Annotated in this window: 13 protein-coding genes and 2 pseudogenes; 7 read left to right on the forward strand and 8 right to left on the reverse strand. The window is 66.9% G+C overall.

Going from position 1 to position 16,196, the window contains the following annotated elements:
- Positions 1 to 79 precede the first annotated feature (79 nt).
- From CEF10_RS15625 to CEF10_RS15645, 5 genes are read left to right on the forward strand one after another with little or no spacing between them, the layout of a single operon-like run.
- Positions 80 to 757 (forward strand): TetR/AcrR family transcriptional regulator, encoded by a 678-nt coding sequence (locus tag CEF10_RS15625; protein ID WP_101069110.1) that lies wholly within the window; start codon positions 80 to 82, stop codon positions 755 to 757.
- A complete protein-coding gene (locus CEF10_RS15630) occupies positions 754 to 2,004 on the forward strand; it encodes a sarcosine oxidase subunit beta family protein (RefSeq protein WP_101069111.1) in 1,251 nt (416 codons plus the stop codon). Before CEF10_RS15625 ends, CEF10_RS15630 begins: the two co-directional genes overlap by 4 nt.
- A gap of 13 nt (positions 2,005 to 2,017) precedes the next feature.
- Positions 2,018 to 2,284, forward strand: coding sequence for a sarcosine oxidase subunit delta (locus tag CEF10_RS15635; protein ID WP_101069112.1), 267 nt, complete (start codon positions 2,018 to 2,020; stop codon positions 2,282 to 2,284).
- Positions 2,281 to 5,133, forward strand: a complete 2,853-nt coding sequence (locus CEF10_RS15640; RefSeq protein ID WP_101069113.1) for a 2Fe-2S iron-sulfur cluster-binding protein — start codon at positions 2,281 to 2,283, stop codon at positions 5,131 to 5,133. The genes CEF10_RS15635 and CEF10_RS15640 overlap by 4 nt, the downstream gene beginning before the upstream one ends.
- Positions 5,126 to 5,635, forward strand: coding sequence for a hypothetical protein (locus CEF10_RS15645; protein WP_101069114.1), 510 nt, complete (start codon positions 5,126 to 5,128; stop codon positions 5,633 to 5,635). Before CEF10_RS15640 ends, CEF10_RS15645 begins: the two co-directional genes overlap by 8 nt.
- 17 nt (positions 5,636 to 5,652) lie before the next feature.
- Here CEF10_RS15645 and CEF10_RS15650 read toward each other — a convergent pair whose 3' ends face one another.
- Genes CEF10_RS15650 through dctP form a run of 3 tightly spaced genes read right to left on the reverse strand, consistent with a single transcriptional unit; the run spans position 5,653 to position 8,446 of the window.
- Entirely contained in the window at positions 5,653 to 6,936 is a 1,284-nt protein-coding gene (locus CEF10_RS15650; RefSeq protein WP_101069115.1) for a TRAP transporter large permease, read from the reverse strand.
- 18 nt (positions 6,937 to 6,954) lie between these two features.
- Positions 6,955 to 7,467: a TRAP transporter small permease gene (locus CEF10_RS15655; RefSeq protein WP_232796540.1), complete on the reverse strand. Its 513-nt coding sequence runs from the start codon at positions 7,465 to 7,467 to the stop codon at positions 6,955 to 6,957.
- On the reverse strand, positions 7,451 to 8,446 hold the full coding sequence (dctP, locus tag CEF10_RS15660; RefSeq protein ID WP_101069117.1) for a TRAP transporter substrate-binding protein DctP: 996 nt from the start codon (positions 8,444 to 8,446) through the stop codon (positions 7,451 to 7,453). The genes CEF10_RS15655 and dctP overlap by 17 nt, the downstream gene beginning before the upstream one ends.
- Positions 8,447 to 8,709: 263 nt before the next feature.
- On the opposite strand from dctP, the pseudogene CEF10_RS15665 reads away from it, so the two are divergent.
- Positions 8,710 to 9,364 (forward strand): annotated as a pseudogene (locus tag CEF10_RS15665) (IS6 family transposase).
- Between the two features lie 75 nt (positions 9,365 to 9,439).
- Here the strand turns inward: CEF10_RS15665 and CEF10_RS15670 are convergent.
- The 5 genes from CEF10_RS15670 to CEF10_RS15690 form a co-directional block, all read right to left on the reverse strand.
- Positions 9,440 to 10,819 carry a TRAP transporter large permease gene (locus CEF10_RS15670; RefSeq protein WP_101069118.1) on the reverse strand — a complete coding sequence of 460 codons (1,380 nt, stop codon included), beginning with the start codon at positions 10,817 to 10,819 and terminating at the stop codon, positions 9,440 to 9,442.
- Positions 10,819 to 11,484 carry a TRAP transporter small permease gene (locus tag CEF10_RS15675; RefSeq protein ID WP_101069119.1) on the reverse strand — a complete coding sequence of 222 codons (666 nt, stop codon included), beginning with the start codon at positions 11,482 to 11,484 and terminating at the stop codon, positions 10,819 to 10,821. Before CEF10_RS15675 ends, CEF10_RS15670 begins: the two co-directional genes overlap by 1 nt.
- A 93-nt stretch (positions 11,485 to 11,577) precedes the next feature.
- Complete coding sequence (locus CEF10_RS15680; RefSeq protein WP_101069120.1) at positions 11,578 to 12,579, reverse strand: DctP family TRAP transporter solute-binding subunit; 1,002 nt, start codon at positions 12,577 to 12,579, stop codon at positions 11,578 to 11,580.
- Positions 12,580 to 12,831: 252 nt separating this feature from the next.
- A complete protein-coding gene (locus CEF10_RS15685; protein ID WP_101069121.1) occupies positions 12,832 to 14,067 on the reverse strand; it encodes a sigma-54-dependent transcriptional regulator in 1,236 nt (411 codons plus the stop codon).
- A complete protein-coding gene (locus CEF10_RS15690) occupies positions 14,064 to 15,782 on the reverse strand; it encodes a sensor histidine kinase (RefSeq protein ID WP_232796541.1) in 1,719 nt (572 codons plus the stop codon). The genes CEF10_RS15685 and CEF10_RS15690 overlap by 4 nt, the downstream gene beginning before the upstream one ends.
- Positions 15,783 to 15,950: 168 nt before the next feature.
- Here CEF10_RS15690 and CEF10_RS17515 point away from each other — a divergent pair.
- Positions 15,951 to 16,091, forward strand: a pseudogene (locus CEF10_RS17515) (IS6 family transposase); the annotation flags it as partial.
- Between the last annotated feature and the right edge of the window lie 105 nt (positions 16,092 to 16,196).

The following is a 16,196-nucleotide window of genomic DNA, read 5'->3' on the forward strand; positions in this document are numbered from 1 at the left end:
CATGCGGGATGCGGAAAATCCCGCGCATGCTATCCTGTGCGCCGTGGCGAACCGGCCACGCGCACAATGGAGGACGGGAATGGTCGAAACCAACGTGACCGAAACGCAACCGGATATTCAGCGCGACGCGGCCGAAGTGCAGCCGGGCAACGTCAAGGTCACGCGCGACGACTGGCTCGACGCGGCGATGGAACTGCTGGTGAAGGATGGCGTGTCGGACGTGAAGATCCTGACCATCAGCAACCGGCTCGGCGTGTCGCGATCCAGCTTCTACTGGTATTTCGACAGCCGCCAGGACCTGCTGGAACAGCTTCTGAACAAGTGGGAACAGAGCAATACCGGCGTACTGATCCGCTATAGCGAACTTGAAGCCGCGACCATCACCGAGGCCGTCTGCAACTTCTTTCGTTGCATCATCGTCCCCGGCGGTTTCGACTACCGACTTGATTTCGCCGTGCGAGAATGGGCACGGCGCGATCCCTCCGTGCGCGAGGTCATCGACCGCAGCGACACGGCCCGGCACGCGGCGCTGGCCCGAATGTACGAACGGTTCGGTTATTCACCGGAAGAGGCCGACATCCGGGCGCGCGTGCTCTACTACCAGCAGATCGGCTATTACACGCTGGAACTGTCCGAGGCGCTGGAAACCCGCATCTCCCGCGTCGAGGGCTACCTCTATTGCTTCACCGGGATCCGCCCCTCCAGGGACGAGGTCGACTCGTTCCTCGAATTCGCTAGAAACCTGGAGCGGACATGAAACGATACTCCGCGCTTTCGCTCGCGACCGAGGGCCTGCGGGGACACCGCGGTTGGACACCGGCATGGCGAAAGGCCCGCCCGAACGATGGATACGATGCGATTGTGGTTGGTGGTGGCGGGCACGGCCTCGCCACGGCGTATTACCTCGCCAAGAACCACGGGATCTGCCGGGTGGCGCTGCTCGAAAAGGGCTGGATCGGAGGCGGCAACACAGGCCGGAACACCACCGCAGTCCGGTCAAACTACTTCTATCCCGAAAGCGTGGCCCTCTATGACCTCGCCTTGCGGCTCTACGAGGATCTTTCCAGGGATCTGAACTTCAACGTGATGCTCAGCCAGCGGGGCATGCTGATCGCCGCGCACACGCCGATGCAGATGGAAATCTGCGCGCGCATCGCCAACGCCATGCAGCTCAACGGGGTCGACGGCGAACTCATGGGCGCCGAGGAGGCGGTGAAGCGCGCGCCGCTACTCAACCAGGACCCGCAGGCACGTTTCAAGTGCATGGGCGGCGTCTGGCAACAGCGCGCCGGGGTGGCCCGTCATGACGCGGTGGCGTGGGGATATGCCCGCGCCGCCAGCGACATGGGTGTAGATATCATCGAGAACTGCACCGTGACGGACCTTTTGGTCGAGGGCGGGCGGATCACCGGGGTGGAAACCGACATGGGCACGATCCGGGCAGACCGCGTGGGGCTGGCCGCAGCCGGGGCGACACCGGGGCTGGCGGCCATGGGGGACGTGCGCCTGCCGATCCACAACTACGCGCTTCAGGCCTTCGTCTCGGAGCCGGTCAAGCCGATGCTGGACATCGTTCTGCTGTATCTCGGCACCGGCACCTATGTCTCGCAATCGGACAAGGGCGAGCTGGTGATCGGCGGCGGACTCGACCGTGTGCCCACCCACGGCCAACGCGGCAACCTGCCCGCGCAGGAAACGGTGCTGTCGGGCCTGCTGGAGATGTTCCCGGCCTTCGCGCAACTCAAGCTGCTGCGGCAATGGGCCGGTGTGGTCGACGTCGTGCCCGACAGCTCGCCCGTCATCGGCCCCGCCGGGCCGGAGGGGTTGTTCCTCAACTGCGGGTGGGGGACCGGCGGCTTCAAAGCGATCCCCGCGGGGGGCTGGCTGCTGGCGCACCTGCTGGCCACGGGGGCGCACCACGAGATCAGCCGCCCGTTCGACCTCGACCGCTTCGCCCGCGGCCGGCTCATCGACGAGGCGGCGGGCGCGGGCATCGCACACTGACAGGAGGACCGGGATGCAAGTTTTCACCTGCCCGTTCTGCGGCCCCCGCGACGAGACGGAATTCCACTTTGCCGCCGAGGCGGGCAAGGAGCGCCCGCAGCCGGCCGAGGAGACATCGGACGCGGACTGGGCCGATTACCTGTATTTCAACGACGCGCCGCGCGGGCCAGCCCGCGAGGTCTGGGTACATGTGACCTGCGGCGAGTTCTTCTTGATGACGCGCGACACGGTGACCCGCGCGGTCAGCGAGGTCGCGCCCCTGCCGGGGAGGGGCGAATGACCGGATGGCGCCACGACACCGCCGGCTCGCGGATCGACCGCGCAAGGACCGTCTCCTTCACCTTCGACGGGGCGGAGATGACGGGATTTGCGGGAGACACCCCGGCCTCCGCGCTGCTGGCCTCGGGGACGCGGGTTCTGGGCCGCAGCTTCAAGTATCACCGGCCGCGCGGCCTGTGGGGCATGGGCGGCGAAGAGCCCAACGCGATCTTCGACGTCACCGAGGACAGCGTGACAACGCCCAACATCCGCGCCACCACCGAACCCCTGCGCGAGGGGATGGCGTTACACTCGGTCAATACCGCCCCGGACGCCGCGCGCGACCGTGCCGGGGTGCTCGACGTTTTCGACCGGTTCCTGCCCGCAGGGTTTTACTACAAGACGTTCATGGCCCCGAACTGGATGCGGTGGGAGCCGATGATCCGCCGCATGGCCGGCCTCGGGCGGCTGGACCCCGCTCAGCAACCGCCAGCCGACACGCCACAGGTCAACGGGCATTGCGACCTGTTGATCATCGGCGCCGGCCCGGCGGGCCTGGCGGCGGCGCGCGCGGCCGCGCGGGCCGGCCGCGAGGTCTGGCTGATTGACGAGGCCGACGAGATCGGCGGCAGCCTGCGCTGGCGCGGCGGCGAGATCGACGGTGGCGACTGGCGGGACTTCGCCCACGACACGAAACAGGCCGTGACAGAAGCGGGGGGGCGCATCCTTACGGGCACGACCCTCTGGGGCGCGTTCGATCACGGCCTGTTCGCGGCCTGGGAACGGCGCGCCGACGCCCCCGACCGGCACTGGCGCATCCGCGCGCGGGACACGGTGCTGGCTGCCGGCGCCATCGAGCGGCCAATGTGGTTCGGCAACAACGACCTGCCGGGGATCATGTCCGCGGAGGCGGCTCTGCATTATCTTGAACTTTACGGTGCGGTGGCGGGGCGGCGTATCCTGCTGGCCACGGCCAACGACGCGAGCTACCCGGTCGCCGCCGCGCTGGCCGGGGCCGGATGCACGGTGACCATTGCCGATGCACGCGCCACGGCGCCGGACCCGCCCGAGGGCGCGACCGTTTTGAAGGATGCACCGATCACGCGGGCGAGGGGGCGGCCGTCGGTCGCGGCGGCGGAAGTCGCCGGTCGCTGGATCGATGCCGACACGATCCTTGTCTCCGGCGGGTACACGCCCTCGGTCCACCTGCACTGCCAGGCGGGTGGCAAGCTGGACTGGAACGCGGCCGTGGATGCGCTCGTGCCGCGGCCCGGCACCTCCGCGCTGAACGTGGCCGGGGCGGCCAACGGCAGCTTCGGCCTGGCCCGCGCGCTGGAAGAGGGGCACGCGGCCGGTGGCGGCACCGGCACCCCCCCGCAGGCTGCATCCGGCGACTTGCAATTGGCAGCCATTCGCCCCGACCCCGCACAACCCGGGCGGCAATGGGTGGACCCGCAGAACGACGTGACGCTGAAGGACGTGAGGATCGCCGAGCAGGAGGGCTATCGCTCGGTCGAGCATCTCAAGCGCTACACGACGCTTGGCATGGCCACCGATCAGGGGCGCAGTGCCAATTTCGCGGGATTGGCCGCCATGGCGGCACTAACTGGGCGAAGCATCCCCGAGACCGGAACCACCACCTATCGCCCCCCCTTTTCGCCCGTGCCCCTCGGCGTGATCGCCGGACCGAGGCGGGGTGAGCTTTTCAACGCGCCGCGGCGGCTTGCGCTGGAGGCGTTGCACAAGGCGCAGACCGCGTCGTTTCGCGAATACGGCGGATGGCTGCGCCCCGCAGTCCATGGTGGCGGGGACGAGACGGACCTTGCACAGCTGGAAGCACGCACAGCGCGCGAAACCGTCGGCCTCTACGATGCCTCGCCTCTCGGCAAGATAGAGGTCATCGGCCCGGGCGCAGCGGAGTTGCTGGATTACTGCGGCTACGTGCGGCTCTCGACGCTCAAACCAGGGCGCGCGCGCTACGGCTTCATGCTGAACGAAACGGGAATCGTTCACGATGACGGCGTGGTGTTCCGCCTTTCCGCGGACCGCTTCATCGTTTCGGCCTCGTCCTCGCACGCCGCCAGCGTGCGGATGATGCTGGAGGAAGCGCGGCAGGACGTCTTCGCCCCCGACCGCAGCTTCATCCACGACGTGACAGCCGGGTTCGTCACGCTGACCGTCACCGGCCCACGCGCGCGTGACTTGCTGCGCGCGGCGGGGATACCGGACACCGTTTGCGACGACACTACCCTACCCCACATGTCGGTCACGGAAACAACGTGGAACAATCGCGCCCTGCGCGTTGCGCGAGTCAGCTTCACCGGCGACCGCTCCTACGAGCTGACGGTCGCCGCCCGGGACGGCCCCGCGCTGCACGCCGCGCTCGACACGGCGCGAGCGGAGGTGGACGGCCGCTGGATCGGGATGGAAGCGGTCATGATCCTTCGGGCGGAAAAGGGCTTCATCCTCGTCGGCAAGGACACCGACGGCCTCACCATGCCGCACGACCTTGGCTGGACGGGGCCGCGGGACAAGCGCACCGACGAGTATCTGGGCCGCCGCTCGCTCTTCACGCCCGAAGCCAACCGGGAAGATCGCCGGCAACTCGTCGGACTGGCGACCACGAATGACACGCCCCTGCCCACTGGCGCACACCTCGTGCCGCCAGAGGGCACGCGACGCTCACTCGGGTTCGTGACCTCGAGTTATTTCAGCCCAACGCTGAACCGACCGGTCGCACTCGCCCTGCTCGAAGGCGGGCGGGCGCTGGCCGGACGGGATATCGGCGTTTTCCACATGGGTGAAACGACCCGCGCACGGGTCTGCACGACCTGCGCGCTCGATCCGGAATGGGAGAGGCTGCATGCGTGAACGCGACTGGACCAACTCCGCGCCCGAGGCCGGGGACGTCATAAAGGGGCCGGGCATAACGGTGCAATGCCTCGCCCCAGGGCAGGCCGCGATCATATCGGGCGGCTTGGACGCCGCGATTGCGTCCCTCGCGCCCGGCGCGGCGATGATCGGGCTGCTCGACACCTTGCCTGAGTCGGGTGCCTACGCCCTGCGCATCGCCCGCGACCAGGTGCTTCTCTGCACGCCCGAGCCGTTCGTCGCCGCGTCGGGCTGGCACGGGGACTACGCGCTCAGCGTGGCGGATGACCTGTACGTGCCCTTGCAGATCGAGGGTGATGCCGACAGCACGTTCCTGTCCAGTTGCATGTCGGCTCAGGGGGGGTCCCCCTCTGCCATGGCGCTTTTCGCCGAGAAGCCCTGCCTCGTGGCGCGAACCGATGGCGCGGCCATCCGCGTCTGGGTGCCCCGGCCCGACATGGCGGAGGTGTGGACACGCCTCGCGCTCCTGTCCAGGGTCTGACGCCCGGACGGGCGCCCCTACATCAGGTCGAGCAGGCGCGGGATCATCAGCGACAGGTCCGGCCAGAACGTCGTCAGCAACATCACCGGCAACGCCACGAACCCCATCAGCCCGATCGCCGGCATCACGGCCTGCAGAATGGGCACGCGGCATATCTTGCACGACAGGAACAGCGTCGGCGCCACCGGCGGGCTGTTCGCGCCGATGACCACGGAGGTCGCCACGATGGCCGCGTAATGCACCGGGTCCACGCCGTTCGCGACCACGAGCGGCAGGAACAGCGGCGCGATGACCACCGTCACCGAGACGTCGTCCATCAGCGCCCCCGCGACGATCAGCACGAGGTTGACCATCAGGAGCGCCGCGATCGGGTTGCTGATGACGGACTGGATCGCCTCGGTCATGTCCTGCGGGATACGCTCGAAGGACAGGATGCGCGAGATCATGAAGGAAAACAGCAGGATCAGGATGATCGAGCCCGTTGTCTCGGCCGCGCTCACGACGCTGCGACCAAGGCTGCCCCATGTGAATTCTCGGTAGATCACGCCGCCGACGACCAGCGCGGCAACCGCGGCCACGGCCGCGGCCTCGGTCGGGGTGAAGATGCCGCCATAGATGCCGCCGAGGATGATCAGCGGCAGCGACAGGGCCGGCAAGGCCTTGAACGTGACCCGGCCGAAGCTTTCCTCCGGCGCCTCGGTCTGCGCGGTCTCGTCGAAGGCGCGCCCCACGAGGAACCGGTTGTAGAGGATCAGGCCGATGATCAGGATGATCGCCGGCCCGATCGTGGCCGCGAAACAGGCCGCCACGGACTGGCGGGTGACCACCGCGAACAGGATCATCGTGATCGATGGCGGGATCAGGATGCCGAGAAGCGAGGAGATACCCAGAAGCGCGGCGATGCGCCCGCGCGGATATCCCCGCTCGGCCAGGGGATCGGTCATGATCGACCCGATCGACGCGATCGCGGCGGTCGCGGTGCCCGAGATCGCCCCGAACACGCTGGACGACAGCACCATGGCCGTGCCCATTCCGCCACGGCCCGTGGCAATGCGGCTGACGAAGGCGATGATCCGCTGCGCGATCCCGCCCGACTGCATGAGGTAGCCGGTCAGGATGAACAGGGGCAACGCCACGAGCACCACGGAATTGAGCGAGCGGAACCCCTGCAGCATCAGCGTGTTGAGGTTCGCGTCATAGACCCATGTCAGATAAGCTAGGACCCCGGCGAAGGACCAGGCGACAGGAAGTCCAAGCCCCATCAGCATGATGAGGAGCGGGAGGGCAATCAGGGCATACATGCGTCTTCTTCCGTGATCTCAGCGTCGTTTGAGGCGGAGCAAGGCCTGCACCGTGTCCCGTATGGCATAGGCGAAGCATCCCACTGCGGCCACGCCGATGGCGACCTGCGGAATCCACAGCGGGATCTGGTAGGCGGGCGTGGTCTGCGGCCGCTTCATCCCCCAGTTGAACATGTAGTAGGCCCAGACGATGAAGAAGCAGGTTATCACAACTGTCAGCAACGCGATCAGGAGGTCGTGCGCCGCCTTGGTGCGGGGGTTCACGATGTTGCCCGCGATCCAGTCCACGGTCAGGTGCTCGCGCTTGCGAGAGGCGATCACCGCCCCCGTCATGTAAAGCGCCACGGCCGCCAGCATGATGAGTTCATGCAGCCCGACCACCGACAACCCCAGCAGGTAGCGTGCGACGACGAGAAAGAACATCAGCCCCACCACCACGGCGGAGGACACCACCCCGATCACGTCCAGCGTGATCGCGATGGCGCCGCCCACTCGGGTCGCCGTCGATTGCGGCTCAGAGGTCGCTGGCATTTTCACGGATCGTGTCCATGATTTCGCTGCCGATGCGCTTTTCCATCATCGGCCAGACCTCGGCGCGGACCTTCTTGGCCATCTCGGCGAGCTGCTCCTCGGAGGGCTCGATGTATTCCATGCCCGCCTTCTTGGCCTGCTCGATGTAGTACTGGTCGCGCTCCTTCGCCTGTTCGAAGGCCTCTTCCATCACGGTCAGGGCCGCGTTCCGCACGACCTCCTGGTGCTCCTCCGACAGGCTTTCCCAGGACTGGTTGTTCATCGCGATCACGCCGGTCACGAACTGCATCTTCGTCTGGTTGTAGTAGTCGAGCACGTCACGGAAGTACTCGTAGTCCCAGTAGATGATGTTCGCGCCGTCGCCGTCGACGACGCCCGTCTGGATCGCGGTGAAGACCTCGCTCCAGTCGATCGTCGCCGTCTGGTAGCCGAGCGCCTGCACCGACTCGGCCATCGGGAACATGGCCGGCACGCGGATCTTGAGGTCAGAGGCTTCCTCTTCGGTCATCGCGTACTTGTCCGCCGACGCGATGCCGTTGAAGCCCTCGGGCCACGGGCCGAAGAACTTCAGCCCCAGGTCGTCGTAGATGCCCACCAGCATGTCGTTGACCCATCCACCGGGCTTGTAGGCTTCGAAGGCCTCTTCCCAGCTCGTGACCATGTAGGGCGTGAACAGAACGCCGAGCCGCTCGTCGTAGGCCGTGATCGGCCAGTTGATCATCATGTCGATGTCGCCGGCAACGAACAGGTCGAAAACCTCGGCCTGGCTGCCCAGTTCGTTTTGGTAGAATACATCCACCTGCACGTCGCCGTCCGTGCCCTCTTCGATCAACTCCGCCCAGCGATCAAGCGCATTACCCGAGGGCGACCCCTTGGCGCCGGAATCAGTGGCGAGCTTGAGTTCGGTCTGCGCCCATGCGGGTGCCACGGCCAGCATCGCCACCGTGGCGCCCAAGGTCATGATTTTCTTTATGAACATGCTTCGTCCTCCCGTTGAATGGCGTACAGCGCCCATGGCCGGACGCCGCAGCTTCGAAACTGTGGACATAATTGTCCATTGTTGTCAATCACGGCGGGGAAGGTCAGAAAGCAGCAGGCGCGCCGTTCCGCGCGCGCCCGCCCGAAGGCCGATGCAGTTACTGCCAAAGGAACCTTGGCTTGAGACGGGTTGAAGCAGCCCCCTACCCTGCGGGCATGGGACAACGCGACCCTTTCAATTAGTTCAAACCCAGCCGATAGGTCATTCGCCTGGCGGATATGCTCTATGTCCGAGTGCTCCTCTCGCTGCGCAGCGTCGAGGACCTGTTGCACGAGCGATGCATCAACGTCAGTCACGAAGCCGTCCGATATTGGTGGCATCGGTTCGGTACGCTCTTTGCTGCCGAGATCAGGAAGTGACGCGTCACCGGAATGAAGTCCAGCCGTTGGCGCTGGCACCTTGGTGAGATGTTCGTGAAGATCAACGGCGAGAGGCACTACCTCTGGCGAGCCGTGGATCACGAAAGCGAAGTGCTTGAAAACTTTGTTACCAAGATCCGTGACAAGAAGGCGGCATTGAAATTCCTGAAGAAAGCGATGCGCAAGCACGGTCGGCCCGAGGTTATCGTCACCGACAGGCTTCGTTCCTGCGGCACGGCGCTGAAGGAAATCGGCGCGGCAATCCGGCAGGAAACAGGCCGCCGGATGAACAACAAAGCTGAAAATTCACACCTGCCCTTCCGAAGGCGAGAACGGGCGATGTTGCGCTTCAGGCGCATGCGAAGTCTGCAGAAATTCGCCACCGTCCACGCCTCGGTCCACAAGCTGCTCGCCACCGAACGCAGCCTCACTTCGATCAGAATTCAAGCTGACCCGCGCCGTCACCCTCGCCGAGTGGCATGGTCTCGGCGCGGCGTAAAAGACATTACCTCTTTCCTCCCCGAGCCCGGTTCAACGTCGTCTGGCAGCACCGCACGGGGCGGCGCTGCGGGGGTCATTGTCTCACGATCTCGGGGCCCATGAAGGTGTTGGGCAGCACCGTGGAGAACCACGGCACGTAGGTGATCAGCACCAGGAACACGAACAGCACGGCCAGGAACGGCAGCGCGGCACGCACCACCCGCATCATCGGCATGCCCGCCACGCCCGACGTCACGAATAGGTTGAGGCCCACGGGCGGCGTGATCATCCCGATCTCCATGTTCACCACCATGATGATGCCCAGGTGGATCGGGTCGATCCCCAGCTCCAGCGCGATCGGGAACACCAGCGGCGCCACGATCACCAGAAGGCCGGAAGGTTCCATGAACTGCCCGCCGATCAGAAGGATCACGTTGACCACCACGAGGAACATGACCCAGCCCAGACCGGCCTCCAGCATCGCCCCAGCGATCTGCTGGGGGATCTGCTCGTCCGTCAGCACGTGCTTGAGGATGAGCGCGTTGGCGATCACGAACAGAAGCGTGACCGTCAGCTTGCCCGCCTCGAACAGCGTTCTTTGCGTGTCGCGGTGGAAGAACGCCGTCAGCAACGCCTGTGGCCTGCGCATCAGGCTCAGGTTGCCGCCCCGCTCCGTCCCCACCGCGAGCGGGCCCATGTCCTTGTAGACGAAGCTGGCGATGAAGAAGGCGTAGACGGCGGCCACCGCCGCGGCCTCGGTCGGCGTGAAGATGCCGCCGTAGATGCCGCCAAGGATGATGACGATCAGGAACAGCCCCCAGGCCGCGTCGCGGCCCGCCTCCCAGATCTCGCACCAGCCCTTCCATTCGCCCTTGGGCATGCCCCGCAGGCGCGCCACGATGTAGATCGCCGTCATCAGCATGCCGCCCGCCATCACGCCGGGGATCACCCCGGCCAGGAACATCCGCCCGACCGAGACCTCGACGGCCGCGGCGTAGACCACCATCACGATGGACGGCGGGATCAGGATGCCCAGCGTGCCCGCGTTGCAGATCACGCCCGCGGCGAAATCGCGGGTATAGCCAACCTGCCGCATCCCCGCGATGACGATGGAGCCGATGGCCACGACCGTGGCCGGCGAACTGCCCGACAGCGCGGCGAACAGCATGCAGGCGAAGACGCCCGCGATGGCCAGACCGCCGTGCAGGTGGCCCACGCAGGCGATGGAAAACCGGATGATCCGCTGCGCCACGCCGCCTGTCGTCATGAAGGATGACGCAAGGATGAAGAACGGGATCGCCAGCAGCGTGAAATGCCCCTCGAAGGCCTCGAACAGCGTGCCGGCGACCGACGCCAGCGAGCTTTCCGAGAAGACGATCAGGAACAGGGTGGACGACAGCCCCAGCGCGACGGCGATCGGCACGCCGATCAGCAGCAGGCCGATGACCATGAAGAAAAGCAGTGCGACTTCCATCAGTCATCCTCCCCCTGGCGGGCGCGCGCGGTTTCGAGGTCGTCCTCGACCTCGTGGCTGGCGACCAGACGGTCCGACTCGCCGCGCCAGATGGCCACCGCGGCCTGCGCGAAGCGAAAGGTCAGCAGCAGCATGGACACCGGCAGGACGAGGTAGGGGATCACCTTGGGGATCTTCTCGTATTCCTCGCCGTAGTTGATGAGGTCCTCGAGGAACCGCAGCGGCGCGATCATGGGCACGTCGTTGACCTCGTAGAAGCTCTGGCTGCGGGCATCCCAGTCGAGCCCCGTCGGGAACCAGCGCCCCGACGTGGGGGGCAGGTCGGCGAAAACGGCCCAGTAGTCATAGGCCCCCTTCAGCAAGAGCAGCGAGAAGGCGAGGCAACAGGCCACCGAGATCAGCCCGAGCGCCCGCCGCGCCGGCGCCGAGAGCATGTTGATGATGGCGTCCACGCCCAGGTGCGCGCGCTTCTTGACGGCGTAGGACGCGCCCAGGAGCACGAGCCAGCCGAACATGAAAAGCGTCAGCTCAAGCGCCCAGAGAATGCTCGAATTGAAGACGTAGCGGGCGATGACGTTGGCGAAGGTCACCAGGGTCATGAGCCCCAGAAGCGTGGCGATGACCGTCTCCTCGATGCGGTCGATCACGTTTTGGCCGGTCTGCATTGGTCCCCTCCCCGGCTGAGTGCGAAACGGGCGGGCCCACGCTCGGCAGGCCCGCCCGCGCCCGGGTGCGCCGCAAGGGCGCACCCCGTTGCCTTACATGCTGGCGTTGATTTCCTGCGCCGCGTCGATGTTCTCCTGGCCGACGTCGTCGGTGAACTGCTCCCACACCGGCTTCATCGCGTCGACCCACTGCTGGCGCTGGTCGGCGTCGAGCGTGCGAACGGTGCCGCCGGCGTCGATGATCGCCTGCTTGGCCTCCTGGTTCACCTCGTAGGCCTCGCTGTTGCGGGTTTCCGTGACCTCGGAAAGGATGGTCAGGAACTGGTCACGCACGTCCGCGTCGAGGCTGTCGAGCCAGTCCACGCTGGTCACCACGAGGTAGTCGATGATGCCGTGGTTGGTCTCGGTCACGCCGTCCTGCACCTCGAAGAACTTCTTGCCGTAGATGTTCGACCATGTGTTTTCCTGGCCGTCCACGACACCCTGCTGCAGCGCGCCGTAGACCTCGGAAAAGGCCATCTTCTGCGGGTTGGCGCCCAGCTGCTCGAACTGTGCGACCAGCACGTCGGACTGCTGCACGCGGAACTTCAGGCCCTCGGCGTCGGACGGCTCCAGAAGCGGCACGTTGGCCGACATCTGTTTCATGCCGTTGTGCCAGTAGGCCAGCCCCTGCAGGCCGCGGCGCTGCATGCTGTCCTTGAGCGCCTGCCCGGCGTCCGACGCCTGGAACGCGTTCACGGCGTCGATGTTCTTGAACATGAACGGCAGGTCGAAGATGCGGAACTTCTTGGTGAACTTCTCGAACTTCGAAAGCGACGGCGCGGCCAGCTGCACGTCGCCCTGCAGCATCGCCTCCAGCACCTTGTTGTCGTTGTAGAGCGTGGAGTTCGGGAAGACCTCCATGCACATGTCGCCGTCCATCTCGGCGTTCACCCGCTCCTTGAGCAGCTCGGCGGCGATGCCCTTGGGGTGACGGTCCGTGTTGGTGACGTGGCTGAACTTGACGACGACCTCGCCATCGTCGCAGGCGGCACTGGCCACCGAGCCGGTGACCGTCAGCGCCAGCGCGGTGGCGGCGGCTGTAAAGAGTTTCATCGTGTCTCCTCCCATTGCTTGAGACAGTTGCGAACGGCGCCCCGCTTCACCGCGGGACGCGGCACCGTGCATGGTCGGGCAAGCGGCGCGCGCGCTCAAGACTCCGTTACCGGCGCAAAATGCTCTGGAATTTTTTGCGAAAATCCCGAGACTTATGATAATGCACGATCGCAGCCCCGCATTCCGCGACGCCCGCTCGTGCGGGAATGCGCACAGGGCCGATCCGATTTGTGCGGAATCCCGCACAAATCGTCAGGGCTTGTGATCCTCGGGGCGAATCCCGTGGCGCGCCAGCTTGTCGTAGAGCGTCTTGCGCGGCAGCTTGAGCGCGCGGGCCGCCTCGGCGGCGCGCCCCTGGTGACGCCCGAGGGCGGCGACCAGCAGCGCCCGTTCGACGCGCGCCATCTGCTCGGACAGGCCCAGTTCGGAATCCTCCGCGGACTCCTCGGGCAGGCCGAGAACGAAACGCATCGCGGCCCCCATCAGCGACCGGGCATTGCCCGGCCAGTCCTGCGCCATCAGCCGGGCCAGGTGGTCCGGGGAGATTTCGGGCACGGGCAGGCCCGCCTGCTCGGCCGCCTGGGCCACGTAGTGGCGGAACAGCACCGGGATGTCCTCCGGCCGCTCGGCCAGCGCGGGGATGCGCACCGTCATCGCGTCAAGCCTGTAGTAGAGCTCGGCGTTGAAGCTGCCCGCGGCGACGGCCGCTGCCAGATCGGTGGTGCCGCCGGCGATCAGCCGCGGCGCCGAGCCCTGGTCGATGCGCTCGAGCACGGCGTATTGCACCGGGCCGGGTAACGCGCCCACCTCGTCCAGGAACAGGCTGCCGCCGGCGGCGGCGGTGCAGGCGGCCTCCCAGCCCTCCGGGTCGAGCGAAGCGGCGGGCCGCTTGACGAACGCCCCATCCATGTGAGGCGACATCAGGTGTATCACCTCGGCGACCTTCGACACGCCCGCGCCCGGCGGGCCGGTCACGAGAACCTCGGTCCCTGCGCGCGCGACCGCGCGAACCCGCGCGCGCAGCTCGGCGGCCTCCTCCGAGGTGCCGAAGATCATGCGCGCGGCGGCATCGCCGGTCTCGACCTGCGCCTTCAGCCGCCGGTTCTCCAGCACCAGCGCGCGGGTTTGCAGCGCGCGGTTGAGCACGGCAAGGAGGTCGTCGGGGGCGCAGGGCTTCTCGAGAAAGTCGAAGGCCCCCTGCCCCATCGCCTCGACCGCCATCGGGATGTCGCCCTCCCCGGTCAGCAGGATCACGGGCAGTTCGGCATCGACGGCCCGGGCGTGACCCAGCAGGTGAAACCCGTCGCGCCCCGGCATGCGGATGTCCGACAGCACGACGCCCGCGAAATCGGGCGCGATGTGATCCTTCGCCTCGATGAAGGATCCCGCCGGAACCGGCGACAGCTCGGCCAGCTCCAGCGTCTGCTCCAGGGCCTCGCGCACGCTCGCGTCGTCGTCGACCACCAGCACATGGCGCAGATCGTTCATGCCACCGCCTCCTGCGGCCAGGGCTCAAGTTCCAGGCGGAACACGGCGCCACCGTCGTCGGCATTGTGGCCTAGGATCTCGCCGCCGAAGCTCTGCACCAACCCGTAGGAGATCGACAGCCCCAGCCCCATGCCTTCGTCGCTGCTGACCGGCTTGGTGGAATAGAAGGGATCGAAGATCTTTTCGGGCGCCTCGATGCCGGGGCCGGTGTCGCGCATTTCGACCACGACGGGCGGCCCGGCCTCCACCCCGATCGCGATCCGCTTTTCCGCGCTTTCGGCCATGGCGTCCGCGGCGTTGGTGATCAGGTTGATCAGGACCTGCCCCAGCCGCACCTCGCCGCCCTGCACATGAACGGGGTGATCCGGGCGCGCCCAGTCGACGGAGACACCCTCCCGGCGCAGGCGGGGCTCGGTCAGCTCCAGCGCCTGGTCGATCACGCTGACGATGTCCACCCGCGTGACCGGCTCGCTCTCCTGCCTGGCGAAAGCGCGCAGGTTGCTGATGATCCGGGCCATCCGCGCGGCCATCTGTGAAATCCGGCCAAGGTTCTCCTCGGCCACCTCCGTGCGCCCGCGCGAGAGAAACTGTGCGGCATTGTCGGCGAACTGCCGGATCGCCATCAGTGGCTGGTTCAACTCGTGGCTGATACCCGCGGAGATCTGCCCCAGGGCGCTGAGCTTGCCGGCACGAACAAGGTCGTCCTGCGCCTTCTTCAGCGCCGCCTCGGCTTCCTCGCGCTCGGCCACCTCGCGGCGCAGGCGGCGGTTGGCGCCCGACAGCTCGGCGGTGCGCTCGGCCACCCGGCTTTCCAGTTGCGCGTTGGCGCGTGCCAGGGTCCTGCGCCGTTCCGTGGCAACGAACAGCAGCGCGCCGAAAACAAGACAGGTCAGCGCGAAAACCGAGGCCTGCAGCCCCGCCACCCAACGCGCCGGGCCGACGTCCATCAACGCGTGCCCCGTCATGCCGATCACCGGCAGCGGCCGTTCCAGGTGCAGCGCGCGGGCCGGCAGGTAATCGCCCCAGTCCATGGTCCAGACCTCGTGCGGCCCGACCCGTCGTGCCGAGAACCGGGGGGCCGGCCCCTCCGGCGGCGCCAGCCCGGCCCCCGCATCGCGCTGCCAGAAAAGCAGTTCGGAGCGGTTGGAAAGGAACACGCGCCCCGCCCCGTCGGTAAAGAAGACCGCCGGGCGCCCGCCGATCCAGTCCCACTCCAGCTCGGCGATGTCCACGAGCACCACGAGCGCGCCGGTGACCTTGCCGTCGGCCCCGAAGGCGGGCGCGGCATAGGCGAAGACGCGTGCGCCGCCCGCCGCCTCAAGCACGCCCGCCGAGGCCCCCAGTGCGCCCTGCATCGCACGCTCGAAATGCGGGGTGCCCGCCGGCCCCCGGGGCCCCGTCCCCGCCTGGGCCAGGATCTGCCCCCGCGTGTCGGCATAGGCCAGCCCCATCGCGCCGGTCTTGTCGGCCGCCTCCTGCAGGACCTTGCGCGCCCGCGCCGCCGCGCCCGGCGCAGGCAATGCCGTGAGCGCCGGGTTCTCGGCCATCAGAACCGCCAGCTCCCGGTAACGGCGCAACTGCCCCGTGAAGCGGTCCGCGGCCAGCGCGAGGTCAGCCCGGCCCTGCTTTTCCAGCTGGTCGAGCGCGCGGATGCGCCCGTACTGCCAGATCGCCCCGGCGCACACCGCGACGGTCAGCACAAACAGCAGGATCATCGCCGGGCGGCTGCGGAACGGGCGGACCATGACCGTCGTTGTAGCAAGGCGCGTTGATGCTTGACCAGACATGCCGGTGCCGCGCAGGTGTGCCCGCGGCAATGGCGGCGCCCTGCCCCGCCTGCACACCCACGCCAAACCCTTCGCCACTTTCCGACGGGTCGTGAAATCATTCGGTTGGCGGTGATGAGGTACCTTCGCGTGCCGCTCTCCCCGCGCAATGTCGAGGATCTCCTGCGTGCGCGCGGCATCAACATCAGCCATGGGTCATTCGGATCCTGGTGGATACGGTTGGGCCCGCCTTTCGCTGACCTGAGCCCCGTTTCCTCTTCTATTTTGAGGTAGAGTCCGTCCCAACGAAGGAGACGGATGGAATGAAGAGATCACGGTTCAGCGAAGAGCAGATCATCGCGA

Source organism: Roseovarius salinarum (genome assembly GCF_002834145.1).
GTDB lineage: Bacteria > Pseudomonadota > Alphaproteobacteria > Rhodobacterales > Rhodobacteraceae > Roseovarius > Roseovarius salinarum.

Coding starts and splice junctions, on each gene's coding strand:
- CEF10_RS15690 (WP_232796541.1), bottom strand. CDS start 15,782: ATGATCCTGCTGTTTGTGCTGACCGTCGCGGTGTGCGCCGGGGCGATC.
- CEF10_RS15640 (WP_101069113.1), top strand. CDS start 2,281: ATGACCGGATGGCGCCACGACACCGCCGGCTCGCGGATCGACCGCGCA.
- CEF10_RS15655 (WP_232796540.1), bottom strand. CDS start 7,467: ATGCCAGCGACCTCTGAGCCGCAATCGACGGCGACCCGAGTGGGCGGC.
- CEF10_RS15635 (WP_101069112.1), top strand. CDS start 2,018: ATGCAAGTTTTCACCTGCCCGTTCTGCGGCCCCCGCGACGAGACGGAA.
- CEF10_RS15650 (WP_101069115.1), bottom strand. CDS start 6,936: ATGTATGCCCTGATTGCCCTCCCGCTCCTCATCATGCTGATGGGGCTT.
- CEF10_RS15645 (WP_101069114.1), top strand. CDS start 5,126: ATGCGTGAACGCGACTGGACCAACTCCGCGCCCGAGGCCGGGGACGTC.
- CEF10_RS15675 (WP_101069119.1), bottom strand. CDS start 11,484: ATGCAGACCGGCCAAAACGTGATCGACCGCATCGAGGAGACGGTCATC.
- CEF10_RS15625 (WP_101069110.1), top strand. CDS start 80: ATGGTCGAAACCAACGTGACCGAAACGCAACCGGATATTCAGCGCGAC.
- dctP (WP_101069117.1), bottom strand. CDS start 8,446: ATGTTCATAAAGAAAATCATGACCTTGGGCGCCACGGTGGCGATGCTG.
- CEF10_RS15680 (WP_101069120.1), bottom strand. CDS start 12,579: ATGAAACTCTTTACAGCCGCCGCCACCGCGCTGGCGCTGACGGTCACC.
- CEF10_RS15685 (WP_101069121.1), bottom strand. CDS start 14,067: ATGAACGATCTGCGCCATGTGCTGGTGGTCGACGACGACGCGAGCGTG.
- CEF10_RS15630 (WP_101069111.1), top strand. CDS start 754: ATGAAACGATACTCCGCGCTTTCGCTCGCGACCGAGGGCCTGCGGGGA.
- CEF10_RS15670 (WP_101069118.1), bottom strand. CDS start 10,819: ATGGAAGTCGCACTGCTTTTCTTCATGGTCATCGGCCTGCTGCTGATC.